The sequence below is a fragment of the Brevundimonas sp. genome, assembly GCF_046293315.1.
GTDB lineage: Bacteria > Pseudomonadota > Alphaproteobacteria > Caulobacterales > Caulobacteraceae > Brevundimonas.
On record NZ_JBKBPF010000015.1, the window covers coordinates 1 to 25,518 of the forward strand.

At 69.2% G+C, this 25,518-nt stretch carries 21 protein-coding genes and 1 pseudogene; 16 read left to right on the top strand and 6 right to left on the bottom strand.

What is annotated here, in order from left to right:
* Together ACK4SE_RS12565 and ACK4SE_RS12570 are read left to right on the top strand one after the other, a co-directional pair.
* Nucleotides 1–438, top strand: a pseudogene (locus ACK4SE_RS12565) (DNA-directed RNA polymerase subunit beta'); the annotation flags it as partial.
* A gap of 107 nt (nt 439–545) precedes the next feature.
* Nucleotides 546–887, top strand: a complete 342-nt coding sequence (locus ACK4SE_RS12570; RefSeq protein WP_409693229.1) for a hypothetical protein — start codon at nt 546–548, stop codon at nt 885–887.
* 143 nt (nt 888–1,030) lie between these two features.
* Here the strand turns inward: ACK4SE_RS12570 and ACK4SE_RS12575 are convergent, their stop codons facing one another.
* The 3 genes from ACK4SE_RS12575 to ACK4SE_RS12585 form a co-directional block, all read right to left on the bottom strand.
* Nucleotides 1,031–2,968, bottom strand: coding sequence for a M61 family metallopeptidase (locus tag ACK4SE_RS12575; protein ID WP_409693232.1), 1,938 nt, complete (start codon nt 2,966–2,968; stop codon nt 1,031–1,033).
* Nucleotides 2,969–3,154: 186 nt separating this feature from the next.
* Nucleotides 3,155–4,012 (bottom strand): ABC transporter permease subunit, encoded by an 858-nt coding sequence (locus ACK4SE_RS12580; RefSeq protein WP_409693235.1) that lies wholly within the window; start codon nt 4,010–4,012, stop codon nt 3,155–3,157.
* A complete protein-coding gene (locus ACK4SE_RS12585) occupies nt 4,002–4,907 on the bottom strand; it encodes an ABC transporter ATP-binding protein (RefSeq protein WP_409693237.1) in 906 nt (301 codons plus the stop codon). The genes ACK4SE_RS12580 and ACK4SE_RS12585 overlap by 11 nt, the downstream gene beginning before the upstream one ends.
* 101 nt (nt 4,908–5,008) lie before the next feature.
* On the opposite strand from ACK4SE_RS12585, the gene ACK4SE_RS12590 reads away from it, so the two are divergent.
* The 13 genes from ACK4SE_RS12590 to ppdK all read left to right on the top strand — a co-directional run bounded on the left by ACK4SE_RS12590 (nt 5,009) and on the right by ppdK (nt 21,152).
* Entirely contained in the window at nt 5,009–6,229 is a 1,221-nt protein-coding gene (locus tag ACK4SE_RS12590; protein ID WP_409693240.1) for an ectonucleotide pyrophosphatase/phosphodiesterase, read from the top strand.
* A 117-nt stretch (nt 6,230–6,346) separates the two neighbouring features.
* The gene (locus tag ACK4SE_RS12595; RefSeq protein ID WP_409693242.1) at nt 6,347–7,783 is read left to right on the top strand and encodes a Do family serine endopeptidase; all 1,437 of its coding nucleotides are present in this window, start codon (nt 6,347–6,349) and stop codon (nt 7,781–7,783) included.
* Between the two features lie 43 nt (nt 7,784–7,826).
* Nucleotides 7,827–9,140: a replication-associated recombination protein A gene (locus ACK4SE_RS12600; protein WP_409693246.1), complete on the top strand. Its 1,314-nt coding sequence runs from the start codon at nt 7,827–7,829 to the stop codon at nt 9,138–9,140.
* Nucleotides 9,141–9,201: 61 nt separating this feature from the next.
* Nucleotides 9,202–9,522: a hypothetical protein gene (locus ACK4SE_RS12605; RefSeq protein ID WP_409693249.1), complete on the top strand. Its 321-nt coding sequence runs from the start codon at nt 9,202–9,204 to the stop codon at nt 9,520–9,522.
* Between the two features lie 75 nt (nt 9,523–9,597).
* On the top strand, nt 9,598–10,056 hold the full coding sequence (locus ACK4SE_RS12610) for a hypothetical protein (RefSeq protein ID WP_409693252.1): 459 nt from the start codon (nt 9,598–9,600) through the stop codon (nt 10,054–10,056).
* A 210-nt stretch (nt 10,057–10,266) separates the two neighbouring features.
* Nucleotides 10,267–10,998: an RluA family pseudouridine synthase gene (locus ACK4SE_RS12615; RefSeq protein WP_409693254.1), complete on the top strand. Its 732-nt coding sequence runs from the start codon at nt 10,267–10,269 to the stop codon at nt 10,996–10,998.
* A 9-nt stretch (nt 10,999–11,007) separates the two neighbouring features.
* The gene (gene dusB, locus ACK4SE_RS12620) at nt 11,008–12,018 is read left to right on the top strand and encodes a tRNA dihydrouridine synthase DusB (protein WP_409693348.1); all 1,011 of its coding nucleotides are present in this window, start codon (nt 11,008–11,010) and stop codon (nt 12,016–12,018) included.
* A 52-nt stretch (nt 12,019–12,070) separates the two neighbouring features.
* The gene (locus ACK4SE_RS12625) at nt 12,071–14,335 is read left to right on the top strand and encodes an ATP-binding protein (RefSeq protein ID WP_409693257.1); all 2,265 of its coding nucleotides are present in this window, start codon (nt 12,071–12,073) and stop codon (nt 14,333–14,335) included.
* A gap of 9 nt (nt 14,336–14,344) precedes the next feature.
* Nucleotides 14,345–15,763, top strand: a complete 1,419-nt coding sequence (locus ACK4SE_RS12630; RefSeq protein WP_409693261.1) for a sigma-54-dependent transcriptional regulator — start codon at nt 14,345–14,347, stop codon at nt 15,761–15,763.
* The gene (locus ACK4SE_RS12635; protein WP_409693265.1) at nt 15,763–16,626 is read left to right on the top strand and encodes a D-amino-acid transaminase; all 864 of its coding nucleotides are present in this window, start codon (nt 15,763–15,765) and stop codon (nt 16,624–16,626) included. Before ACK4SE_RS12630 ends, ACK4SE_RS12635 begins: the two co-directional genes overlap by 1 nt.
* A gap of 114 nt (nt 16,627–16,740) precedes the next feature.
* The gene (hfq, locus tag ACK4SE_RS12640) at nt 16,741–16,986 is read left to right on the top strand and encodes an RNA chaperone Hfq (RefSeq protein ID WP_409693268.1); all 246 of its coding nucleotides are present in this window, start codon (nt 16,741–16,743) and stop codon (nt 16,984–16,986) included.
* Nucleotides 16,987–18,294, top strand: coding sequence for a GTPase HflX (hflX, locus tag ACK4SE_RS12645; protein WP_409693270.1), 1,308 nt, complete (start codon nt 16,987–16,989; stop codon nt 18,292–18,294).
* Between the two features lie 167 nt (nt 18,295–18,461).
* Nucleotides 18,462–21,152, top strand: coding sequence for a pyruvate, phosphate dikinase (ppdK, locus tag ACK4SE_RS12650; RefSeq protein ID WP_409693273.1), 2,691 nt, complete (start codon nt 18,462–18,464; stop codon nt 21,150–21,152).
* Nucleotides 21,153–21,188: 36 nt separating this feature from the next.
* On the opposite strand, the gene ACK4SE_RS12655 is transcribed toward ppdK, so the two are convergent.
* Together ACK4SE_RS12655 and ACK4SE_RS12660 are read right to left on the bottom strand one after the other, a co-directional pair.
* Nucleotides 21,189–22,103: a polysaccharide deacetylase family protein gene (locus tag ACK4SE_RS12655; protein ID WP_409693276.1), complete on the bottom strand. Its 915-nt coding sequence runs from the start codon at nt 22,101–22,103 to the stop codon at nt 21,189–21,191.
* Nucleotides 22,103–23,350, bottom strand: coding sequence for an SGNH/GDSL hydrolase family protein (locus tag ACK4SE_RS12660; protein ID WP_409693279.1), 1,248 nt, complete (start codon nt 23,348–23,350; stop codon nt 22,103–22,105). Before ACK4SE_RS12660 ends, ACK4SE_RS12655 begins: the two co-directional genes overlap by 1 nt.
* A gap of 234 nt (nt 23,351–23,584) precedes the next feature.
* Here ACK4SE_RS12660 and ACK4SE_RS12665 point away from each other — a divergent pair, with 234 nt between their 5' ends.
* A complete protein-coding gene (locus ACK4SE_RS12665) occupies nt 23,585–24,121 on the top strand; it encodes a porin family protein (protein ID WP_409693282.1) in 537 nt (178 codons plus the stop codon).
* Between the two features lie 229 nt (nt 24,122–24,350).
* Here ACK4SE_RS12665 and ACK4SE_RS12670 read toward each other — a convergent pair whose 3' ends face one another.
* Nucleotides 24,351–25,508, bottom strand: coding sequence for a beta-ketoacyl-ACP synthase III (locus ACK4SE_RS12670; protein ID WP_409693285.1), 1,158 nt, complete (start codon nt 25,506–25,508; stop codon nt 24,351–24,353).
* Nucleotides 25,509–25,518 lie beyond the last annotated feature (10 nt).

The window sequence follows — 25,518 nt, forward strand, 5'->3', positions numbered from 1 at the left end:
CTGCAGAAGGTCGAGATCCTCGACGCGGGCGAAACCGGCCTGATCAAGGGCGATCACATGGACCGCCCGGAGTTCGACATCGAGCAAGCCAAGACCGTGAAGCGCAAGGGCCGTCCGGCGACCACCCAGCCGGTTCTGCTGGGTATCACCAAGGCCTCGCTGCAGACCAAGAGCTTCATCTCGGCCGCCTCCTTCCAGGAGACGACCCGCGTGCTGACCGACGCCTCGGTCAACGGCAAGGTCGACACCCTGGAAGGCCTGAAGGAGAACGTGATCGTGGGCCGCCTGATCCCGGCGGGCACGGGCGCCTATCTGCGGTCGCTGCAGAAGATCGCCAACGAGCGCGACGCGGTCCTCACGCAACAGCGCGAGGACGCCGTCGAGCCGCTGCCGGCCGATCTGGCGCTGGAGCTGGAAGGCGAGAAGACCGAGGGCTGATCAGCCTCAGGCCTGAAACGATCAGGGCGGCGCCGAAAGGCGCCGCCCTTTTCTTTTGCCAGTCTCACGTCCCCGATTGACGCAGCGCGCCTCTACGGTCGCCGGTCATGAGCGAGACCCTGGCGATCGACGACGAGCCCCTGCCGGACCTGCACGACATGGTCGCCATGGCGTGGCGTCGGGTGGCGCGCGCCATCCGCGCCGGGCGCGCGGGCGAGGCCCTGCGCTGGCTGTCCGTCCATGCCCGGCTGGAGGCCATGGCCGAGGCCCGCCGGCCGCCCGAAGCGCCCCCCGCCACAGCCGCACCCGAACCCTCAGCTCCGGCGGCGGCGCGGACCGGACCGGCTCGTCCCGCCACGGCCCCCGAAGTGCACCAATTGCACCAATTGCACCGTGCACTTCCGCCGACGCCCGTTCAGAGCGCGGCTGCCGGCCCCGAACCGCCCTGACGACGCCCGCCGGACCGCCTCAGCGGGCCCGGCAGGCTCTCCGGACGACCTCGAAGCCCCGAAACAGCCCGCCGCGCCCCCTTCCAGTCCGAAGGGCGGGATCCGCGCGTTCCAGTCAAAGCCCGGCGCGCGCGGCGACGACCCTACCGCCGCCGGGGCGTCAGGATGTCGCCCAGCCGGTCGCGGGTCCCCGCGATCCGCTCCAGCGTCGGGTAACGAAGCCCGCCGGTGTAGGCGATCTCCACCGTGCGGAAGCGGTCGCCGTTCCGGACGATCAGCCGGATCGGACCGCCGTCCTTGGCCGCCGTCACGGCGTCGCGCAGGCGCCCGGCCGAGGCGGCGGTGTCGTTGACCGCGACGATGTCCCAGCCCTGGGTCAGGCCCGCCTCGTAGGCCGGGCTGCCCCACAGGACGTTGGTGATGCTGTTGGAGGCCGTCAGGGTGAACCCCAGCGAGAACAGGAAATCCCGGCCCCAGTCGGCGCGCACCCGCCTGTAGGCCGCGTCCGGCGCTTCCACGAAGGCCAGCCGGTAGCCGCCGCGCTCGATGCCGTCCAGCGGCGCCTCGGCCTGCGGTCCCACGGCGTCCAGCCGCTCGCGCAGGAACCCGGCCCAGTCATGGGGGTGGGCCACATTCAGCGCCGCCACCACATCGTCGAAGGTGTAGGGCCGCGGCTCCCACACCCCGTCCTCGATGCCGAAGAAGGCCCGGGCGAAGTCGTCCAGCGAGCGCCGGTCCCGGGTCGCCTCGCGGATCAGGGTGTCGGCGTCCAGCCACATCAGCAGGGCCTCGCGATAATAGTCCCCGCCGGTGCGGGACCAGGTGGCCCACGGCGTGGACGAGCGATAGCCCAGCAGGTTCTGGTTCACCGTGTCCTGCAGGGCCCGCCACTCCCGCCCGCGCTGGGCGTCATAGAAGGCGGCGGTCCAGGCCAGATTGGCCAGGGCCATCTCCCGTGTCACCAGCTCCGACCGCGCCGCCAGCACCGCGCCCCAGTACTGGGTCTGGCCCTCATAGACCCACAGCAGGCTGTTCTGGACGGGCGTGTTCAGATTGGGCGTCGCCTGATCCGCCGGACGCCGGAACTTGCCGTTCCAGCTGTGCGCATACTCGTGGGGCAGCAGCTCCAGATCGCCGTAGGGCGCGGAGTCCCAGTCGGAGAACATGTCCGCTTCCAGCGTGTTCTCCGACGAGCGGTGATGCTCCAGCCCGATGCCGCCCAGCCGGTCGGTGGTCGCCACCAGGAACTCGTACCGGTCAAACGGCCGCACGCCATAAAGCCTGTCCGCCTGATCCACCAGATTGCGGAACGGCTCCAGCCGGGCCTCGACCGCGTCCAACTCGCTCGCCTCGTCGGCCACCACGTGCATGTTCACCTGCGTGCGACCGCCGGGGTCCAGGTCGAACACCCCATAGTGCGCGCCCGCGAACATGGGGCTGTCGGCCAGCATCTCGACGCTGATGGGGGCGAACACCGCCTCGCCGCCGGCGAAGGTCTCGGTGTCCAGCGCCACGCCGTAGTTCCAGCCGTCGGGCAGTCGCACGCTGGTCTGCACCATGATCCCGTCATGGGCGTAGCCCGCCGGATAAAGCAGCAGCTTCTCGAACTGCAGGTTCAGCATCTCCGGCGTCATCAGCACCCGCCACTGGCTGGGGCTGAGCTGGCTCAGATAGTCGAACGCGACCTCGATCTCGCTGACCCCGGCCGGAACCTCGATGTGGAAGGCGTAGGGATCCAGCGGGTCGCGCACCCACTCGACGCGCTGGCCGCCGGCGCTGACCTGGACCCCGGCCACCAGCTGGATCGGCCCGGTGGCCGCGTGGTTGCCCGGCAGGTATTTGGGATACAGCAGCACCATGGGGCCCGCCCGGGTCACCGGAATGGTCTGGCGCACCCGGATGATCTTCCGCTCGGTGTCCGTGGCGTCCACATGGTGCCGGATGACGCCGGGATAGGGCTGGGCCGCCGGCGCGGGAATGGCCGGCAACGCGCGGGGCAGGGCGGGCGTGCCCACCTGGGCGGCGGCGGGCAGGGCGGTCAGCAGGGCGGCGACGCAGGCGGACAGGATCAGACGCTTCATCAAACTTTCCGGATCAGGCCGCTCGTCGCGACCGACCACAGGGTTTCGTCCGGGGCGCCGCGCGTCAAGGGCCGCGCCCATCCTCCCCGCTCGCGGGTGGTGGAGGGGGCGACTCGATGCTGGCTCCTGGGGGCAATCTTTTTGGCCCGCGCCACTCCCCATCCCAGGGGATGGGGAGGAGAGGGATCATTCCTTGGACAGGTCCTGCCGCTCGAAGATCGCCAGCGCCGCCAGAAGCGGCAGCACCGTCCAGCCGATCAGGCTGATCCACGCCTTGACCTGCAGGGCCACGGGAATGGCCGGTGCGCCTTCGCCGCCGAGGATCATGCCCTTCAGCACCTCGAACGCCTGGCCCGGCAGGAGCAACTGCACGGTCCAGCTGTCAGGCATGAGGCCCATGCCGCCCAGCATCGGCGCTCCGAAAGCCTGGGCCGCGCCCAGCGCCATGGGGATGAACAGGGCCGCCAGCAGCGACCGCGTCGCCACCGCCGCCAGCAGGGCGATCATGGCGAACTGGATCACCCGCAGCCAGCCGAGGCCGAACAGGCCGAGGAACGCCCCGATCTGCTCGCCGTCGAGGCTGAACGTCATGGCGCGCTCGAAGATGGTCGCGCGGATCGGTTCGCCGATCATGCTGAAGATCAGCAGGGCGACCATGGCGGCGAAGGCCAGCACCACCAATGCGGCGACCTTGGCCAGGATCAGGTTGGCGCGCCGGTTGCGGGCCCGGATCAGGCGCCAGGTCTCCCAGCGGTAATCGCCCGCGAACAGGGTCGCCGCGCCGATCAGCACGAACAGCAGCAGCGGGCCGCCCGCCAGGGCCGCGGCGTTGCTGACCAGGGCCGCGCCGAGATTCAGGGGTTCGGAGACCATGCCCAGTTCGGCGCTGACCTCGGCCAGTTCCGCCTGGTTGCCCTTGGCCGCCCAGCTGATGACGATCCCCAGGATCATCGCCGCCACGGGAACGAACAGCACGCTCCAGAACACGGCGGTGCGGTTGCGGGCCAGCCGGTAGCCCTCGGCGCGAATGGCGTCAGCCAGCATGGGGCGCATCCTCCACGGTCAACTGGTTGAAGACGCTCTCAAGGTCTGCTCCGACCCAGCGCGCCTCCTCGATCTCGGCGCCCTTTTCCGCCAAGGCCCGGATCAGGGCGGGCGCCTCGGACCGCTCGATGGCGGCCAGAACGGCCTCGCCGTCGCGCGTGCCCTTCATGCCCAGCAGGCCCAGCGCCGCATCGGCGGGCCGCACGGTCAGGCGCAGGCGCTCGCGCCCGGCCACCAGATCGGCCACGGCGCCCTCGGCCGACAGCCGACCCTTGTTCAGGATGGCCACCCGGTCGCACAGTTTCTGCACCTCGGCCAGCTGGTGGCTGGCGATCACCACAGTGACGCCGTCATCGTCGGCCAGCGACCGGATCAGGCCGCGCATCTCCTGGATGCCCGGCGGGTCCATGCCGCTGGTGGGCTCGTCAAGAATGATCAGCTCGGGCCGGGTCATCAGCGCCGCGGCCACGCCCAGCCGCTGCGCCATGCCGACGGAGAAGCCCCGCACCTTGCGGTCGGCGGCGGCCGTCAGGCCCACCCGCTCCAGCCAGCCGGCGATGGCGGCGCGGTCCACGCCTTGCCCGTGGCCCAGCGACACCCATTCCAGCACCTGACGTGCGGTCATGTAGGGAGGGAAGCGCGGCGTCTCGATCATGGAGCCCATGCGCCGCATGGCGTGAACGTCCCCGACCGGCCCGGCCATCACCCGCGCCGTCCCGGCCGTGGGCCCGATCAGACCCAGCAGGATGCGGAACAGGGTCGACTTGCCTGCCCCGTTCGGCCCCAGCACGCCGTAGACCCCGCCGCGCGGGATGGTGAGGCTGAAATCGTCAAGGGCCTTCACCGCCCCGTAGGCCTTGGACAGGCCGCGTGTCTCGATGACCGGTTCGCTCATAAGGTCGAGCTTGCGGTGTGCGCTGCTCCGCCGCAAGCCGTAAGACGCCTGTCACCGATTAAGATTAGGCAATGGGAGCCGTCCCTGTATCCGGAGTTCCCATGTCGCGTCTGCTGCTGATCCTGTTCGCCCTCGCCCTGTCGGCCTGCGCCACCGCAACACCCGAGCGCGCGGCGCCGGACGCGCGGCCGCTGGTGATTCTGGTGGGCGTCGACGGGTTCCGGCCGGACTATCTGGACCGCGGCGTGACGCCGACCCTGAGTGGTCTGAAGGCCGGAGGCGCCTTCGCCGCCATGCGACCCTCGTTCCCCAGCGTGACCTTCCCCAACCATTACACCCTGGTGACCGGCCTGCACCCGGACCGCCACGGCATCGTCAACAACACCATGGTGGACGCCGATCTGGGCCGCTTCGCGCTGGGCAACGCCGCCGCCGTCACCAATGGCGACTGGTGGGACGAGGGCGAGCCGATCTGGGTCACCGCCGAGCGCGCGGGCCTGACCACCGGCACCATGTTCTGGCCGGGCTCCGAGGCCGAGATCGGCGGCGTGCGGCCCGCCCACTGGACCGTGTTCGACCATTCCATGGCGGGCGACGCGCGGGTGGACCGGGTGCTGGGCTGGCTGGACCTGCCCGGCGACCGGCGGCCCGACTTCGCCACCCTCTATTTCGACATCGTGGATACCGCCGGCCATCATCACGGCCCGGACGCCGCGCAGACCGCAGAGGCCGCCGCCTCGGTGGACGCCTCCATCGCCCGGCTGATCGCGGGGCTGGAGGCGCGCGGCCTGGCCGACCGGACCACCCTCGTCATCGTCGCCGACCACGGCATGGCCGCCACCTCGCCCGACCGCGCCGTCTATCTCGACGACCTGATCGACATCGAGGCCGTTCAGGTCGTCCACGCGGGGGCCTTCGCCGGGCTCAATCCTGCGCCCGGTCGTGAGGCTGAGGTTCGGACCGCCCTGGTCCGCCGTCATGCCAACATGGAGTGCTTCAACAAGGCGGATCTGCCCGAGCGCCTTGCCTATGGCCGCCACCCGCGCGTGCCCGCCATCCTGTGCCTGCCCGACACGGGCTGGCTGGTCGCCACCCGCGCGTGGCCCGTGCGGGGGCCCGGCGGCGCCCACGGCTACGACAACACGGCCCCCGAGATGGCAGCCCTGTTCATCGCCCACGGCCCGGGCGTCCGCGCCGGCGTGACGCTTCAGGACATGGACGCCGTGGACGTCCAGCCCCTGCTGGCGCACCTGTTGGGGCTTGAGGCCCCGCGGGGCGATGGGTCGATCGAGGATGTGGCGCCGGCGTTGATCCAGCCCTGATCTTGAGAATGGAACAGGGGCTGCGAGGTCGTCGTTTCCTGACCGTGTGGACCTCACCCTTGCGGCGCCTTGATGCCGTCCCAAATCGGGGGTCACCTTGCCGCCGTGACATCCCACATGAAAACCGATCTGATCCAGACCATGAAGCTGTCCTCCGCCGCTCTCGCCGCCGTCCTTGTTCTCGCCGCCTGCGGCAACGCCGACGAGACCGCCGCCCAGGACGGCGGCTTCCCCGAGCCCAGCGTTTTCGGCAGCACCGAACGGGTGGTCCCCGGCGACGCCAACGCCATGCGGACCTCGTTCGCGCCCGTGGCCGCCGCCGCCAGCCCGGCGGTGGTCAACATCGCCGCGGTGTCCAGCCGTCGCACCGACCCCTTCTTCGAGATGTTCACGGGCCGATCCCAGCGTCAGGCGTCCTCCATCGGCTCGGGGGTCATAGTGCGCTCCGACGGGGTGGTGGTGACCAACAATCACGTCATCCAGGGCGCCCAGCAGATCACCGTGACCCTCGCTGACCGGCGCGAGTACCGCGCCCGTGTTCTGCTGGCCGACCCGCAGTCGGACATCGCTGTGCTTCAACTGGAAGGCGTGGACGGCGGTCTGCCCGTTCTGCCCATCGACGATCAGGAGCAGCATCTGGTGGGCGATCTGGTGCTGGCCATCGGCAACCCGTTCGGCGTGGGCCAGACGGTGACCAACGGCATCATCTCGGCCCTGAACCGCACCAACACCGGCATTTCGGACGCCTCGTCCTTCATCCAGACCGACGCGGCCATCAATCCGGGCAACTCCGGCGGGGCGCTGGTGGACATGGACGGCGACCTGATCGGCATCAACACCGCCATCTTCTCCCGCTCGGGCGCCTCGGCCGGCGTCGGCTTCGCCGTGCCCGCCCAGACCGTGCGGCAGGTGCTGGAGAGCGCCCTCGGCGGCGCCGAGGCGGTCATTCGTCCTTGGCTGGGCGTGCGCAGCGAGCCCGTCACCGCCGAGATCGCCCGCAGCCTGGGTCTCAGCCGACCGCAGGGCGTGCTGGTGACCTCGCTGTATCCCGGCGGCCCCGGCGACCGTGCGGGCATCCGGGAAGGCGACGTCATCACCGCCGTGGACGGGGTTGAGATCAACGATTCCTCTGGCCTGAACTTCCGTGTCGGTTCGCGCCGCCCGGGCGAACGGGCCCAGATCGCCGTCCTGCGCGACGGCCGCGCCCAGACCGTGAACGCCACGGTCCAGCCGCTGCCCGGCGACCGGAACCCGGATCAGGTGGCTATCGAGCGGGGACTGTTGGCCGGCGCCACCGTCGCCGCCTATTCCCCGGCCCTGGCCGACCGCATCGGCGGCGACGCCTTCGCGGCGGGCGAGGGGGTTATTGTCACCCGTCTGTCGGGCCGGGGTTACGCCGCGCGCGCGGGCTTCCGTCCCGGCGACATCGTACGCGAGATCAACGGCCGCCAGATCGGCTCGGTGGCGGAATTGGAGCAGGCCCTCGCGGCCGCCACCCGCTGGGATGTCACCATCGAGCGGCGCGGCCAGCGCATCAGCGGTCGCTTCGGCTGACGTCGCGGATGACGGACGGGCGCCCAGCGCCTATCTGTCCCTCATGACCGATCTGTTCGAAGCCTCCGGCGTCCATCCCCCCGACGCGCCCCTGGCCGACCGCCTGCGTCCGCGGTCGCTGGACGAGGTGGTCGGGCAGGATCATCTGCTGGGCGAGGGCGGGCCGATCCGCCGGATGATCGAGGCCGGACGTCTGGGCTCCATGATCCTGTGGGGTCCGCCGGGCACGGGCAAGACCACCATCGCCCGTCTGCTGGCCCAGGCGGCGGGCTATCAGTTCCAGCAGATCAGCGCCGTCTTCTCCGGCGTCGCGGACCTGAAGAAGGCGTTCGAGACCGCGCGGGGCCGCCGCGCCGCCGGTCAGTCCACCCTGCTGTTCGTGGATGAAATCCACCGTTTCAACCGCGCCCAGCAGGACGGCTTCCTTCCCTTCGTGGAGGAGGGAATCGTCACCCTCGTCGGCGCCACCACCGAGAACCCGTCGTTCGAGCTGAACGGTGCGCTGCTGTCCCGCTCGCAGGTGTTCGTGCTGAAACGGCTGGACGACGAGGCGCTGGATCAACTGTTGATGCGGGCCGAGGCGCAGGAGGAGAAAGACCTCCCCCTGACCCCGGAAGCGCGCCATGCCCTGCTTGCGCTGGCCGACGGCGACGGCCGTTACCTGCTCACCATGTCCGAGGTGCTTTTCGGTCTGGCCGGGGGCGAGCCGCTGGACGTCCAGGCCCTGGCCGGAACCTTGCAGAAGCGCGCACCTGCCTACGACAAGAGCCGAGAAGAACACTATAACCTCATATCAGCATTGCATAAATCGGTTCGTGGCTCGGATCCGGACGCCGCCCTCTACTGGCTGGCGCGGATGCTGAACGGCGGCGAGGACCCGCTCTATCTGGCCCGCCGGATCGTGCGCATGGCGGTGGAGGACATCGGCGAGGCGGACCCCCTGTCGCTCCTGGTCGCCAACGCCGCCAAGGACACCTACGATTTTCTGGGCAGTCCCGAAGGCGAACTGGCGCTCGCCCAGGCGGTGGTCCACCTCGCGACGGCCCCCAAGTCCGTCGGCGTCTATGAAGCGTACAAGGCCGCGTCAAAGGCCGCCCGCGAGACCGGCAGCCTGATGCCCCCCGCCAACATCCGCAACGCGCCGACGAAGCTGATGAAGGATCTGGGGTACGGCAAGGGCTACCAGTACGACCCGGACACGCCCGAGGGGTTCTCCGGAGCCAACTACTTCCCCGACGGGATGGAGCGCCGCGTCTTCTACAAGCCGAAAGGCGAAGGGCACGAGGCCAAGGTCCGGGAGCGTCTGGAGCGATGGGCCGCGATGCGCGAGGGGCGCACCGGGGGCCAGCTCACATAACGGGGATTCGACTTTTGGACGATATGCCTCCAATCTCCGTTTTTTATGCGGAGGCTTCGTGATGCTGATTCCGGCCCTTGTCCTGTCCATGCTGATCACCCCGCCTGCGGAGACGATCCCCGGCGGCGCAGTGGACTCGTCTCCACCCGAACGCGTCAGCGCCGAAGCCGACGACGCGCCCACGGTCAATCACCGCAATGAACCGGTCGTTTGCCAGGAGCGGGCCCGCACTGGCTCGATCATGAACCGTCGTCAGTGCCGCACGGAGCATGCCGCCCGACGGCAGGCGCGCGACAGCCAGGCCTATATGCGAGACGTCACGGCTGGGGGCGCTCATCGTGAGCTGCCTCTGGAGGTGATCCACGGCGTCCCCGAGTTCTAGGCCGCGCGATAACCGTTGCCGTTCGCTGAAATCGGCGTAGCGTCCTTCCATCGGAAGTTCTTGTGGGAGGGAATTATGACCGATGCGATGGGCGCAGCGCCCGTAACCAAAACCCCCTGGCACCTTTGGGTGGTGGGGGTTGTTTCACTGCTCTGGAACGCCTTCGGCGCCTTTGACTTCGTGATGACCACGACGCGAGGCGAGGCCTACATGCGCGAGATGGGCTTCTCGCAGGCCATGATCGACTACTACCTCGCCATGCCGGCATGGATGTGGGGGCCCTGGATCCTGGGCGTCTGGGGCGCGGTGATCGGCTCGATCCTGCTGCTGCTGCGCAACCGGCTGGCGGCGCCGGCCTTCGGTCTGTCGCTGCTGGGCGCGATCATCAGCCTGATCTACGGCCAGTTCATCAACCCGCCCCCGCTGACGCCCGAAATGGCGATGATGAGCTACATGCCTTGGGTCATCGTCGTGATCGCGGCCTTGCTGGCCTGGTACGCCTGGACCATGGGCAACAAGGGCGTTCTGCGGTAGGTCCGGTCCCTCTCCCGGTGGGAGAGGGCTGCGCGCACGGATGCGGCAGCATCCGTCCTTCGCGCGCAGGGTGAGGGTCCGGTGCATCTCGTGTGGTCAGCCGACCCTCATCCCCCGCGCCAGTACGAATCCGCATTCGCGTCTTCGTGCGCGGGTTCCCCCTTTTCCCAATGGGAGAAGGGTCATGGCGAACGTCTGCAGGTAAGAGATTTGAGTTTCCAGCCGCCCGTTTCCCTGTCGCCCGACGACATCGCCGCCGTCCGTTCGTGGGTCATCCATGAGGACGCGCACGTCATCGCCTTCGACAAGCCCTCGGGCCTGTCCAGTCAGGGCGGGCGCATTCAGGCGCATACGCTCGACGATCTGCTGTGGGCCTTCGCCCGGTCCAACGGCAAGCGCCCGGATCTGGTGCACCGGCTGGACCGCGCCACCTCCGGCGTCATTCTGGCGGGAAAGACCAAGCCGGCGACGGCCTTCCTCGGCAAGGCGCTGCAGGCCAAGCGGTTCCGCAAGACCTATCTGGCCCTGATCGAGTCCGAGCCGGACCCGCGCGGCGGCGAGATCGACGCCCATCTGCTGCGTCAGGAAGTGGGCCGTGAAAGCCACATGGGCGTGGTCGAGGAGGGCACGCCCGGCGCGCAGCCGTCGCGCACCCGCTACCGCACCCTGTCCGCCAACGATCAGGGCGCCCTGATCGAGCTGGAGCCCATGACCGGGCGCATGCACCAACTGCGCGTCCACATGGCGCACATCGGACGGCCGCTGGTGGGCGATGTCCGCTATGGCGGGGCCCTGACCTTTTCCGGCGGCGGCGCCCCGCGCCTGATGCTGCATGCGGCCCGGCTCAGCTTCCCTCACCCGGAGGGCGGAACCTGCACGATCGAGGCGCCGCTTCCGGCCGATTTCCGCGCCCTGATGGACCGCGCAGGCCTGAGCCTCTAAATGCCCGCCATGAACGGCAAGCTTCAGATCGGCGACGTCACCGTGCCCGGCCGGGTGCTGACCGCGCCCATGACCGGCATCACGGACCTGCCTTTCCGGCGCGTGGCCTCGGCCCTGGGCGCGCCCTATGTGGCCACCGAGATGGTCGCCGCCGCGGAACTGGCCCGCGCCCGCCCCGACGTGGTGCGCCGCGCGGCGGTGGGGGAGGGCCTGCCCCTGACGGTGATCCAGCTGGTCGGGCGCGACCCCGGCCGCATGGCCGAGGGCGCCGCCATGGCCGAGCGCGCGGGCGCCGACATCATCGACCTGAACTACGGCTGTCCGGCCAAGGAGGTCACGGGCGTGGCCTCCGGCTCGGCCCTGATGCGCGATCTGGATCTGGCCTGTAACATCATCCAGGCCGTGGTGACGGCCACGTCGCGCCCCGTGACGGTCAAGATGCGGCTGGGCTGGGACGACGCCAGCCGCAACGCGCCCGAGCTGGCCCGCCGGGCCGAGGCGCTCGGGGTTCAGGCCGTCACTGTCCACGGCCGCACCCGCAAGCAGTTCTACACCGGTCAGGCCGACTGGACCGCGGTGGGCGAGGTCAAGGCGGCGGTCTCCATCCCGGTCATCGTCAATGGCGACATCCTGACGCCCGACGACGCCCGCGCGGCGCTGGCGGCGTCCGGGGCTGACGCCCTGATGCTGGGGCGCGGGGTCTATGGCCGGCCGTGGCTGGCGGCCCATCTGGATGCGGCCCTGAACGGCGACCCGGCGGCGGACGAGCCGGACGCAGCGCGGCGGCTCGCCATCGCGCTCGACCACTTCCGCCAGACCCTGGCCTTCTATGGGGAAGGGCTGGGCCTGAAGATGTTTCGCAAGCATCTGGGCTGGTACGTGGAGCAGGCGCCGTGGCCCGAGTGTCCGCTGGAAAGGCGTCAGGCCAAGGCGCGCTTGTGTCGTCTGGAAACCCCGGAGGCGGTCGAGACGGCGCTCTGCGAACTGTGGTCGTCGCCCGCCGTTCGCCTGGTGGCGTAATTCGGCAACATTTGTGTTGAGTTGGGGCCACAGCGCGGCCTAACCTTCCGGCATGACCGACCGCGCGCCGACTGACAGCGGCATCGACCTTAGCGATACTGAGCCAGCCGAAGGGCGGCTGCACGCGCTATGGGGCTGGACGCTCCAGAACCGGGGCCGGACCCTGTTCTGGGTCGCCTACGCCGTGGCCGCCCTGGTGACGGGTGCGGGCGTGTGGCTGGTGGCGGCGGCGCCGGGCGTGGACTCCGGCCGGGGCGGGGCCCAGGCGGCGGCCAGTCAGGCGGTGCTGATCATCCTGCTGGCCAATCTGGTGCTGATCGCCTTCCTGGCCATGGTGGTGGGCCTGCGCGTGCTCAACCTGGCCCGTGAGCGCGACGCGGGGGCCAGGCTGCACCTGCGCTTCGTCACCCTGTTCTCACTGGTGGCCGTGGCGCCCGCCATCCTGATCGCCGTGGCCTTCGGCGTGCTGGTCAACCGGGGCGTGGACCAGTGGTTCAGCGACAATGTGCGGGCCGCCGTCGAAAACGGCGCCTCCATCGGCCGGGCCTATGTGTCGGACGTGCAGGCGGACATGGAGCGGGATCTGGCGACCATGTCGAACGAACTGAGCGGGCCGGTGCGGCAGGTTTTCCCCAATCGCATCCAGTTCTCCAACGCCCTGACCCAGATGGCAGGGTTCTTCGGCTATCCGGCCATCTATATCCTGAACGGAGAGGGCGAGGTGCTGGCGAGGGGCGAGACGCTGGACGCGCCGCCCTATCTCGCCCCGCCGACCTCGGCGCTGGAGGTGGCTGCTGCGGGCGAGGACGCTGCGGTGGAGGCGACGCAGAACCCGGACGCCATCCGCATCCTCTACCCGCTGCCGGACTACGGCGACGCCTATCTCTATGTGGTGCGGCCCCTGGCCCCGGGCCTGATCGGCCAGATGAACACCTCGATCGACTCCATCGAGGCCTATCGCGAGGCCGAGGAAAGCCGGGCCCGCATCCAGGCCGCCTTCGCGCTCAGCTATGTGGAAACGGCCCTGCTGGTTCTGGTGGGCGCCGTGTGGCTGGGGCTGGCCGCCGCCAACGCCATCTCCCGTCCCGTGGCGCGACTGGTGCAGGCCGCCGACCGCGTGGCCGAGGGAGACCTGTCCGCCCGGGTTGATTCCAGCGCCGACCCGGAAGAGATCGCCGTCCTGTCACGCGCCTTCAACCGCATGACCAGCGATCTGCAGATGCAGCAGGAGGCCCTGCGCGCCGCCAGCGAGGACGCCCAGGCCCGCAGCCTGTTCATCGAGACCGTGCTGTCGGGCGTCAGCGCCGGCGTCATCGGCCTGGACCGCAAGGGCCGCATCTCGGCCATCAACGAAAGCGCCACCCAGCTTCTGTCCATTCAGGAGCCGAAGGTGCTGGGCAAGGCCCTGGCGAAGGTGGCGCCCGAACTGGGCGATCTGGTCGACCGGGGCGAGGCCCGCGTGGACGAGGAGATCGACGTCACCCGCGACGGCGAGACCCTGCGCCTGCGCGTACGGGTCGAGGGCGGGCTGGGCGGCGAGATGGTGCTGACCTTCGACGACATCACCCGGCTGGTGACAGCCCAGCGCAACGCGGCCTGGAAAGACGTGGCGCGCCGCATCGCCCACGAGATCAAGAACCCCCTGACCCCCATCCAGTTGTCGGCCGAACGCCTGCGCCGCAAATACCGGTCCCAGGTGGCCGATGATGTGGAGACCTTCGACCGCTGCACCGAGACCATCATCCGTCAGGTGGGCGACATCGGCCGCATGGTGGACGAGTTCTCCTCGTTCGCCCGCATGCCGGCGCCCCGCTTCGCGCCCGAGGACGCCGCCGAGCTGCTGCGTCAGGCCGTGTTCGCCCAGCGCGTGGCCGACCCCGAGGTGGCCGTCCACATGACCGAGCCGCTGCCCGAGGCCGTCCTCAGCTGCGACGGCCGCATGATCGGTCAGGCCCTGGCCAATCTGCTCAAGAACGCCGGCGAGGCCGTGTCGGGCGCCCGCGCCCAGGGCGGCGCGGCCACGGGCGGCATCGCCGTCATGCTGGAGGTCGATGCGGAGCGCGCCACCTTTATCGTCGAGGACGACGGCGTCGGCCTGCCCGAAAAGGACCGCGACCGCCTGACCGAGCCCTATGTCACCACACGGGAAAAGGGCACTGGCCTTGGTCTCGCCATCGTCAAGCGCATCTGTGAGGATCACGGCGGCGACCTCAAGCTGGCGGACGCCCAGGGCCTGAACGGCGCGCGGTTCTGCATGGTCCTTCCCCTTCAGAGTTCGAATTCAGCGGGCGCTGGTCAAACAGCGCCGAAGCAGTAGAGAGGCGATATGCGAGTTACACCTGGCGGCGCCGACGTCCTGGTCGTCGATGACGAGGCCGATATCCGCGATCTGGTTTCCGGCCTTCTTGAGGACGAGGGTCACGCGGTGCGCACCGCGTCCAACTCCGAGGAGGCTCTGGCGGCGATCAAGGCCAGAAAGCCTTCCCTGCTGGTGCTCGACATCTGGATGCAGGGCGGCGGCATGGACGGGCTGGAGCTGCTCGACCTGGTCATGGAGCTGGACGCCGACCTGCCGGTGGTCATGATCTCCGGCCATGGCAACATCGAGACCGCCGTCAGCGCGCTGAAGCGGGGCGCCTACGACTTCCTCGAGAAGCCCTTCAAGTCCGACCGGCTGGTGCTGGTGGTGGAGCGGGCGCTGGAGGCCTCGACCCTCAAGCGCGAGAACCGCCGGCTGCGCGCCAAGGCCTTCGTCCCCACCGGCCTGATCGGCACCTCCAACGCGGCCCAGCAGTTGCGCTCCACCATCTCCAAGGTGGCGCCCGCCAACAGCCGCGTGCTGGTGGCCGGTCCTCCGGGTTCGGGCAAGGAACTGGTGGCCCGCCAGATTCACGACGGCAGCCCGCGCGCCCGGTCCGAGTTCGTGGCCATCTCGGCCGCCGGCATGACGCCCGAGCGGTTGGACATCGAGCTGTTCGGCGAGGAAGGGGCGGGCGGCCGTCCCTCCAAGATCGGCGTGTTCGAGCGCGCCCACAACGGCACCCTGTATCTGGACGAGGTGGGCGACATGCCCCGCGAGAGCCAGAGCCGCATCCTGCGCGTGCTGGTCGAGCAGCGCTTCCGTCGCGTGGGCGGGGACACTGACGTCCAGGTGGACGTGCGCGTCATCACCTCCACCTCCCGCGACCTGCGCCACGAGATCGCCGACGGCCGGTTCCGCGAGGACCTGTTTCATCGCCTGAACGTGGTGCCCATCCGCGTGCCGCCCCTGTCCGAGCGGCGCGAGGATATCGGCGAGCTGGTCAACTACTTCGTCGACACCCTGTGCGACTCCCAGGGCCTGTCCCGTCGCGTGCTCAGCGAGGACGCCCTGGCGGTGCTGCAGGTCCACGACTGGCCCGGCAATGTCCGCCAGCTGCGCAACAATGTGGAGCGCCTGCTGATCCTGGCCACCGGCGACCCGTCCGAGCCCATCACCGCCGACATGCTGCCGCAGGAAGTGGCCAGCACCGGCGCCGCGGCCTCCCTGGGCGCCGAGCGGGTCATCGGCCTGCCGCTGCGCGAGGCGCGCGAGGTGTTCGAGCGCGAGTACCTGACCGCCCAGATCATGCGCTTCGGCGGCAACATCTCGCGCACCGCCGGCTTCATCGGCATGGAGCGGTCGGCGCTGCACAGGAAGCTCAAGTCCCTCGGGGTCGCGCCCGCGCGCGGCGGCCTCGAGGACGAGGAAGGAAACGGGGACTGATGTCGAGGGTCGCTTACGTCAACGGAGTCTATCAGCCGCACAGCCAGGCTGTGGTCCATGTGGAGGACCGGGGCTTCCAGTTCGCCGACGGGGTCTATGAGGTCTGGTCCGTGGCCGACGGCCGGCTGGCCGATTTCGAGGGCCACATGACCCGCCTGTTCCGCAGCCTCGGCGAACTGCGCATCGACCCGCCCATGAGTCGCGAGGCCCTGACCCGGGTGCTGCGCGAGACGGTGCGGCGCAACCGGGTCCGCGACGGCATCGTCTATCTGCAGGTCACCCGCGGCACGGCGCGGCGCGACCACCCGTTTCCCCCGCCGGGCACCCCGCCCAGCGTGGTGGTGACCGCCAAGTCGATGAATTTCGACGCGCTGGAGGCCAAGGCCGCCAAGGGCATCACCGTCCTGACCCAGCCGGACAACCGCTGGGGCCGTTGCGACATCAAGACCGTGGGCCTGCTGCCCAACGTGCTGGCCAAACAGGCGGCGCTGGACGCCGGGGCCGGCGACGCCTGGCTGGTGGACGAGATGGGTCTGGTCACCGAGGGCACGTCCAACAACGCCTGGATCGTGGACAAGGACGGCGCCCTCCGGACCCGCGACATCCAGGCCAACATCCTGCGCGGCATCACCCGCCAGACCCTGATGGAGATCGTCAAGGAGGAGGGCCTGACCATCGACGAGCGGCCCTTCAGCGTCGAGGACGCCAAACAGGCCCGCGAAGCCTTCGTCACGTCCGCCTCGGCCTTTGTCCTGCCGGTGGTGGGCATCGACGGGGCCAGGATCGGCGACGGCAAGCCCGGGCCACTGGCGAAACGGCTGCGCGATCTCTATCTGGACAAGACCCGCGACGAGGCGATCTAGATCGTTGCCGTCGCGCCCGCGCGCGGGCTAGGGTCAGTCCGCGGCGTATGCGTCGTGTCCGGCGTCCTCCCCGGCGTCGGGCGATCAACAACGAAGAACAGGACAAACCTGGCCATGTCGCAAGACAAGAGACAAAACCTGCAGGACGCCTTCCTCAACAGCGTTCGCAAGACCAAGACCCCCCTGACGATCTTCCTGGTGAACGGCGTGAAGCTGCAGGGCATCGTCACCTGGTTCGACAACTTCTGTGTGCTTCTGCGTCGCGACGGCCAGTCCCAGCTGGTCTACAAGCACGCCATCTCGACCATCATGCCTTCGGCGCCCGTGCAGCTTTACGAGCCCGAGGCAGACGAGGACTGATTGACTTCCAAATTCATTGACCACGCCCCCGGCGTCCAGCGCGCCATCGTCATTCACCCCGACGGTCGCGGGACGTCTGCGCGTCTGGCCGAGGAACGGCTGGAAGAGGCCGTCGGCCTGTCCGCCGCGCTGGACCTTGACGTGCGCGCCGCCGAGGTGGCCCGCCTGCGCCGCACCGTGCCAGCCACCCTGTTCGGCAAGGGGAAGGTGGACGAGGTCGCCGCCCTGATCCGCGCCGCCGAGGCCGATGTGGTGGTCATCGACGACGCCCTGACTCCGGTGCAGCAGCGCAATCTGGAGAAGGCGTGGGAGGTCAAGGTCATCGACCGCTCCGGCCTGATCCTCGAGATTTTCGGTCGCCGCGCCCGCACCGCCGAGGGCCGGCTGCAGGTGGAGCTGGCGCGACTGGACTACGAGCGCTCGCGACTGGTGCGCACCTGGACCCACCTGGAGCGCCAGCGCGGCGGCACCGGCTCCACCGGCGGTCCGGGCGAAACCCAGATCGAGCTGGACCGGCGCATGATCGCCGACCGCATCGACAAGCTGAAGGCCGAGCTGGAGGACGTGCGCCGCACCCGCGCCCTGCACCGCAAGGCCAGAAAGCGCGTGCCGTTCCCGTCCGTGGCGCTGGTGGGCTACACCAATGCGGGCAAGTCGACCCTGTTCAACCGGCTGACCGGCTCGGAGGTCCTGGCCAAGGACCTGCTGTTCGCCACCCTCGACACCACCCAGCGCACCATCCGACTGCCGCAGGGACGCCCGGCCATCATCGCCGACACGGTGGGCTTCATCTCGGACCTGCCGCACGAACTGGTGGCCGCCTTCCGCGCCACGCTGGAGGAGGTGGGCGAGGCCGACCTGATCCTGCACGTGCGCGACATCGCCAGCACCGACACCGAGGCCCAGCGCCGCGACGTGGAGCAGGTTCTGGAGCAGATCCCCGTGCCCGAGGGCCGCATCCGCCGGGTGCTGGAGGTGTGGAACAAGATCGACCTGCTGTCCGACGAGGACCGCGAGGCCGTGCTGGGCCAGGCCGCGCGCCAGCTTCAGGAGGGCAAGGCCGTGGCCGTGTCCGCCTGGACGGGGGAGGGGATCGAGACCCTGCGCGAGGCCATCGCCGGCCTGGTGGACGACGAGCCGGAAACCCGCCTGACCCTGGACCCCGGACAGGGTGAGGCCCTGGCCTGGCTGTACGAGCACGGCCGCGTCACCTTCCGCGACACCGACGCCGACGGCCGCGTGCATCTGGTGGTCAAGCTGCCCGCCGCCGCGCTGGGCCGGTTCGAACAGCGCTTCGGCTTAGGCTGATCTGTCTTTCGGCGATGTCGGCCGGCGCCGGAGGCCTCCGTCGACGCCTCACGATTTGTTACAGCGCAGCATGGCCTTTGCTGCATCGCCGCGCTAGCTTCCCGGCGGCTCAGAGGCGGGGACCAACCTCGCCCATTCCACAGACTGAACTCAGGAACGACGCAGACATGACCCAGTGGGTGTACGGCTTCGGCGGCGGCTCCGCCGACGGCGACGCTTCAATGAAGAATCTCCTCGGCGGCAAGGGCGCCAACCTGGCGGAGATGTCCTCGCTTGGCCTGCCGGTGCCGCCCGGCTTCACCGTCACCACCGAGGCCTGCGTCCACTATTTCTCCGAGAGCCAGACCTATCCCGCCGAGCTGGAGCGCCAGGTGAAGACGGCGCTGGGGCAGGTCGAGACCCTGACCGGCAAGCGTTTCGGCGACGCGGCCAATCCGCTGCTGGTGTCGGTGCGCTCGGGCGCCCGCGCCTCCATGCCTGGCATGATGGATACGGTGCTGAACCTGGGTCTGAACGACCAGACGGTGGAGGGGCTGGCGGCCCTGTCCGGCGACCGGCGCTTCGCCCTGGACAGCTACCGCCGCTTCATCACCATGTACTCCAACGTGGTGCTGGGGATCGGCCATGACCTGTTCGAGGAGGTTCTGGACGACCACAAGGACCGCCTCGGCGTCTCGGTCGACACCGAGCTGACCGCCGGGGACTGGGACAAGGTGGTCGCCGACTACAAGGCCGTGGTCGAGCGCGAACAGGGCGAGCCCTTTCCGCAGGACCCCGGCGCCCAGCTGTGGGGCGCCATGGGCGCCGTGTTCGACAGCTGGATGAACGACCGGGCCAAATTCTATCGCCGCATGCACGACATCCCCGAGAGCTGGGGCACGGCGGTGAACATCCAGTCCATGGTGTTCGGCAACATGGGCCAGACCTCGGCCACGGGCGTCGCCTTCACCCGCAACCCGTCCACGGGTGAGGCGAAGCTGTACGGCGAGTTCCTGATCAACGCCCAGGGCGAGGACGTGGTGGCGGGCATCCGCACGCCCCAGTCCCTGACCAGGGCGGGCCGCGAGGAAATGGGTGAGAGCGCCCCCTCCATGGAAGAGGCCATGCCGGAGGTGTTCGGCCAGTTCGTGGACGTGGTGGGCAGGCTGGAAAGCCACTACCGCGACATGCAGGACATCGAGTTCACGGTCGAACAGGGTCGGCTCTACATGCTGCAGACCCGCAACGGGAAGCGCACCGGCAAGGCCGCGCTGAAGATCGCCGTCGACCTGGCCGCCGAGGGCGTCATCAGCCAGGAAGAAGCCATCCAGAGGGTCGATCCCTCGGCGCTGGACCAGCTGCTTCACCCCACCCTCGACCCGAAGGCCCGGCGCAACGTCATCGCCGCCGGGCTGCCCGCCAGCCCCGGCGCGGCCACTGGCAAGGTGGTGTTCGATTCCGACGAGGCCGAACGGCTGGGCCAGCTGGGCGACGCGGTCATTCTGGTGCGTGAGGAGACCTCCCCCGAGGACATCCACGGCATGCACGCGGCGCGCGGCATCGTCACGGCGCGCGGCGGCATGACCAGCCACGCGGCGGTGGTGGCGCGCGGCATGGGGCGGCCCTGCGTCTCCGGCGCCGGGGAAATCCACATCGACGAGGAGGCGGGCCTGTTCCGCGCCCGGGGTCGCGAATTCCGCACGGGCGACATCGTCACCATCGACGGCTCCAAGGGCGAGGTGCTGGAGGGCGCGGTCGACATGATCGAGCCGGAGCTGACCGGCGACTTCCAGACCCTGATGGCCTGGGCCGACAAGGTGCGCCGCCTGAAGGTGCGGGCCAATGCGGAAACCCCGCTGGACGCCCGGACCGCGCGCGGCTTCGGCGCCGAAGGCATCGGCCTGTGCCGCACCGAGCACATGTTCTTCGACGAGACGCGCATCGCGGCGGTGCGCGAGATGATCCTGGCCGACGACGAACAGGGCCGCCGCGCGGCCCTCGCCAAGATCGAGCCGTTCCAGAAAGCGGACTTCACCGAGCTGTTCCAGATCATGGCCGGCCTGCCGGTGACGATCCGGCTGCTGGACCCGCCGCTGCATGAGTTCATTCCCCATTCGGACGAGGATATCGACGCCCTGGCGGCGTCATCGGGTCTGGACGCGGCCAAGCTGAAGCGCCGCGCGAAGGATCTGGCCGAGACCAACCCCATGCTGGGCCATCGCGGCTGCCGGCTGGGCGTGGCCTATCCCGAGATCTACGAGATGCAGGTGCGCGCCATCCTCGAAGCCGCGCTGGCGGTGAAGGTCGCCTCGGGCGCCGCGCCGACCCCGGAGATCATGCACCCGCTGGTCGCGTTGGGTCTGGAGATGAAATACCTGCGCGAACTGACCGACCGCACCGCCGAGGCGGTGTTCGCAGCGGCGGGCGACCGGGTCGACTATCAGGTCGGCACTATGATCGAGCTGCCCCGCGCCGCCCTGCGCGCCGGGGATCTGGCCGAGAACGCCGAGTTCTTCAGCTTCGGCACCAATGACCTGACCCAGACCACCTTCGGCATCAGCCGCGACGATTCCGGCCGATTCCTGCAGGCCTATATGGACAAGGGCATCTTCGAGACCGATCCCTTCGTGCGGCTGGACCAAGAGGGCGTCGGCGACCTGATCCGCATCGCCGCCGAGCGCGGCCGCGCCGTGCGTCCGGACGTGAAGCTGGGCATCTGCGGCGAGCACGGCGGCGACCCGTCCTCCATCGCCTTCTGCGAGGATGCGGGCCTGGATTACGTCAGCTGCTCGCCCTACCGCGTGCCCATCGCGCGGCTGGCGGCGGCCCAGGCGGCGTTGCATGCGCAGGCCGGGACCGAGCGCGAAAAGGACCGCTAGACGCCCTGATCCTCTCCCGCAGGGCGGCGAGGATGCTCAACGGCAGACCTCTTCAAGCCATGCGATGTCCCAGGGCTTCGGCGGTGCGGTCTGACCCCGCGCAGCCAGCGCCGTCTCCAGATAAAGCGGTCCGTCCGACGGCGTCACCCGCATGTCCGCCTCATAGAAGGGGTGGCTCTGCGCCTCTTCGAGGGAGACGAATTCTGCGCCCTTGGCACGATACAGCGCCAGCACCTGCGGCAGCATGCGGGCGTGGAACGCGCCGGTGTGCAGCAGCAGCACATAGGGAATGTCCTCGCCGTAGAGCCTCTGCGCCATGGCCCGCGAATGGTCGAACGCGGCCTCGGCGGCGTCCATGTAGGCCCGCTCCATCCGGGCGATGGCGTCGTCGTCGCCCTGCGCCCGGCAGCGCACATAGGGCTCGGTCCAGGCCCAGTCGTCGAAGCTCATGGTGACCGAGGCCACGCGGTAGCCCCGGTGATCCAGAAAGGCCCGGATGCGGTCCCGCAGCGCCGGGTCGTCGCCCTCGGCGAGAAACGGATAGCGGAACCAGCGCCAGTCCCGCTGGCCCATCAGCACCGCCAGCAGGGGCTCATTGTGCAGGATCCCGGCCTCATAGGCCTCGGCGCCGATGACGTTGGGGTTCTCGTGCGTCCAGGTGTGGTTGCCCAGCGCGTGTCCCGCCGCCCGCCACAGGTCCAGCGCTGCGGCGGCGTCCCGGTTCTGCTCGATTGACCCGCCGTTGATGAAGATGGTCGCCGGGGCGTCGCCCGCCTCGCTCAGCGCCGCGATCATCCGAGCCGCCACGCCCACATAGGTCTCGCCCTCGGGCACAGGCCCGTGAACCGGCGCGTCGTCGATGGTGATGGCGATCTGCTGCGCTTCGACGGCGGCGGGCAGGCAGAGGGCGGCTGCCAAAGCGATTAACGGGGCGATCTGGGTGAGGCGCATCAGTCTTCGTGCGCCACGAACAGCGTCAGGTCCACCGCCTCGCCCATGGCGCGGTAGCCCGCGATCGAAGGGTGCAGGCCGTCGCTGTCGTACTCGGGCCGCAGGTGCGTGGGCCGATCCGGATCGCGCATGACCGCGTCGAAATCGATCACCGCGTCCACGTTTCCGGGCGTCCGGAACCAGGCGTTGATCGCCTGGCGGTCCGCCTCGTTGGCCGCGTTGGGGTGGTAATAGTCCGATCCGCCATAGGGCGTGATGGTCGCGCCGATGACGGTGATGCCCCGCGCCCGCGCCCGTGCGGTCATCTGGGCGTAGGCGGCGATCATGTCGGCGACCAGCGCAGCGTGGGTCTCCGGCGTGGCCGGCGCGTCGCGGGTCAGCACGCCGAGATCGTTCACGCCCTCAAAGATGATCAGATGGGTTACCCCCGTCTGGCCCAGCACGTCCCGCTCGAACCGCGCCAGGGCGTTGGGGCCGAGGCCGTCGCGCAGCACCCGGTTGCCGCCGATGCCGTGGTTCAGCACGCTGAGGTGCGCCGTACGGGGATCGGCCTGCAGCCGCTCGGCCAGAAAGTCTGGCCAGCGGGTGTCGGTGTCGGGCTGGACGCCGTAGCCGTCGGTGATGGAGTCGCCCAGCACGACGACCGCCCCGGCGTCCGGCGGACCCAGCACGTCCACTCCGGAGAGCAGGTACCAGCGGGTGAAGGTGGTCTCCCCGGTCAGAACGGCGGCGCCGGTCTGGTCGCCGGGCGCCATGCGGCTGGTGGCGCGGGCGCCGGGATGGGCGGTCAGGCGCGGGGGCGCGCCCGTGACGTGCAAGGTGACAGCCAGATGGGTCAGGGCCTCGGCCTCGAGGTCCACCGGATCGGAAACGAACTCTGCCCCCGCCGGAACCAAGACGTCAGGCCGGCCTGCAAAAGTCAGGGGCGTGACCGTGGCCGGGTCGACCCCCGCGCCGTCGCGAGTGATCGGTCGGGCGAGGGCGGCGCTTGAGATATGCAGAGGCGAGTCGCCAAACGCGTTCGATACTCGCACCCGGATCTGGTCGCCAGACGCGGTCAGGCGCACCACCTGTCGCAGCGTCACGTCGTCCAGGGCGCCGTCGGGCAGGGCGTGCTCGTTCTCGGCGACCATCTGGGACGACGCCCAGGCGCCGACCCATCGCCCCTCGTCGGCAAGGGTCGCCATCGGCGCGAGCATGAAGCTCAGCGTGGCGAAAGCGCCCAGCAGGCGGCGTCTTGAGATCATGATGGTCCTCCCGCGCGCCGGGCGATCTTGATGTCGTGGTAGCGCTATCTCCACGGTCCGGTTTTCCGCGAGACCCGTCAAGGGCGCGGCAGAACAGTGTGTGTGGCTTTCATGCCACCGTTACGCTTGTGTAATCGTTCGGCCTTGGAACCGCCCCAAGTCGTACCTACTTGAACATTCGCTGGGATTTGGGGCTGGCGACCAAAGAAGTCGCTGCTCACGGAGTGTTACTAAATGAAAACGATTCTTCTCTCTACCGCCGCTATCGCCATGTTCGCCGCCGCGCCCGCCATGGCGCAAAGCTGGCCGGCTCCGGAATACTACGGTTCGCTGGGTTACTCGCACATGGAAGTTGATGATGCCGACGCCGATCTCGGCGCCATCACCGGCCGTTTCGGCGCCAAGCTGACGCCGTACTTCGGTTTCGAAGGTGAAGGCTCGGTCGGTGTTCGTGACGATCAGGTCACCATCGGCGGCGTCGCCGTCGATGTTGAGCACAAGTATGACCTGGCCGCCTACGGCGTGGCCTTCCTGCCGGTGAGCCCGAACTTCGAGCTGTTCGCCCGCCTGGGTTACGGCACGACCGAAGTCAAGGCCTCGGCCGGCGGCGTCAGCGTCACCGACGACGGCAACAGCTGGAACTACGGCGTCGGCGCCAACTACTTCTTCGACGGCCAGAACGGCGTCCGCGGCGACTGGACCCGCCGTGACTTCACCGACGACGGCGGCGAGGCCGATGTCTACTCGGTGAGCTACATCCGCCGCTTCTAAGGCCGGATGACATCGGGGCTCCGGCGATGGAGCTCCGCTATCGAGCAAGGAAAGGCGCGCTTCGGAGAGGAAGCGCGCCTTTCTCTTTGTTTGGGCGCTAACGCTCGGCCCGCGGGGCCTCGCTGCTTGAGCGCATGTTTGGGCGCTAACGCTCGCGACGCGGTCGCTCACTGCCTGAGTGCATTTTGGCACTGACGCTCGACCCGCGGGGCCTTGCTGCTTGAGCGCGTCAGGCGCGTTTGCGGACGAACACCGAGCCGGCGGAATAGCCGGCGCCGAAGCTGCAGATCAGGCCGGTGTCGCCCGGCGCGAAGCCGTCGTTGTGCAGATGGAAGGCGATGATCGACCCGGCTGACGAGGTGTTGGCGTAGTCATCCAGAATGATGACGTTCTCGCCCGGCGCCGGCTCGCGGCCCAAGACGCGCTTGCCGATCATCTCGTTCATGTTGATGTTGGCCTGGTGCAGCCACAGGCGCTTGAGGCCGGTCGGGTCGATGGCCAGTTCGCGGGCGTGGTCGACGATCATCTCCGAGACCATGGGCACCACGTCCTTGAAGACCTTGCGGCCCTGCTGGACGAACAGCTTGTCGGTGATTCCGTCCGGACGTGGCCCGTCGGCGACAGCGGTCACGTCCTCGCGGGCGGCGCGGTTCAGGAAGCCGAAATTGTTGCGGATGTTGTTTGAGAAAACGGTCTTGAGCCGCGTGCCCAGGATATCCCAGCCGCCGCCGGCCTGGTCGGGCGCCTCGACAATCACGGCGGTGGCCACGTCGCCGAAGATGAAATGGCTGTCGCGGTCGCGGAAGTTCAGATGGGCCGAGCATATCTCCGGATTGACCATCAGCACCGCCTTGACCGAGCCCGAGGCGACGAAGTCGGCGGCGGTCTTGAGGCCGAAGGTGGCCGAGGAGCAGGCCACGTTCATGTCGAAGGCGAAGCCGTCGATGCCGAGCGCCTGCTGCACCTCGATGGCCATAGCCGGGTAGGGGCGCTGCATGTTGGAGGCTGCGCAGATGACCGCGCCGATCTCGCTGACCGGCTTGCCCCAGCGGGCGATGGCTTCATGAGCGGCCTTGACCGCCATTTCGGCCAGCACCGAGAGCTCGTCGTTGGAGCGTTCGGGGATGTGCGGGACCATGCGGTCCGGATCGAGGATGCCCGACTTCTCCACCACGAAGCGGGACTTGATGCCCGAGGCTTTCTCAATGAACTCGGACGAGGACGGGGTCAGCGCCTCCAGCTCGCCGGCGGCGATGGCTCCGGCGTTGGCGGCGTTGAAGCGCTCGGCGAAGGCGTTGTACGCCGTCACCAGTTCGGCGTTCGAAAGCGCGTGTTCGGGGGTGTGCAGGCCGGTGGCGGCTATGACCGCTCTGGGAGAATCGTTCACTGGGTACGTT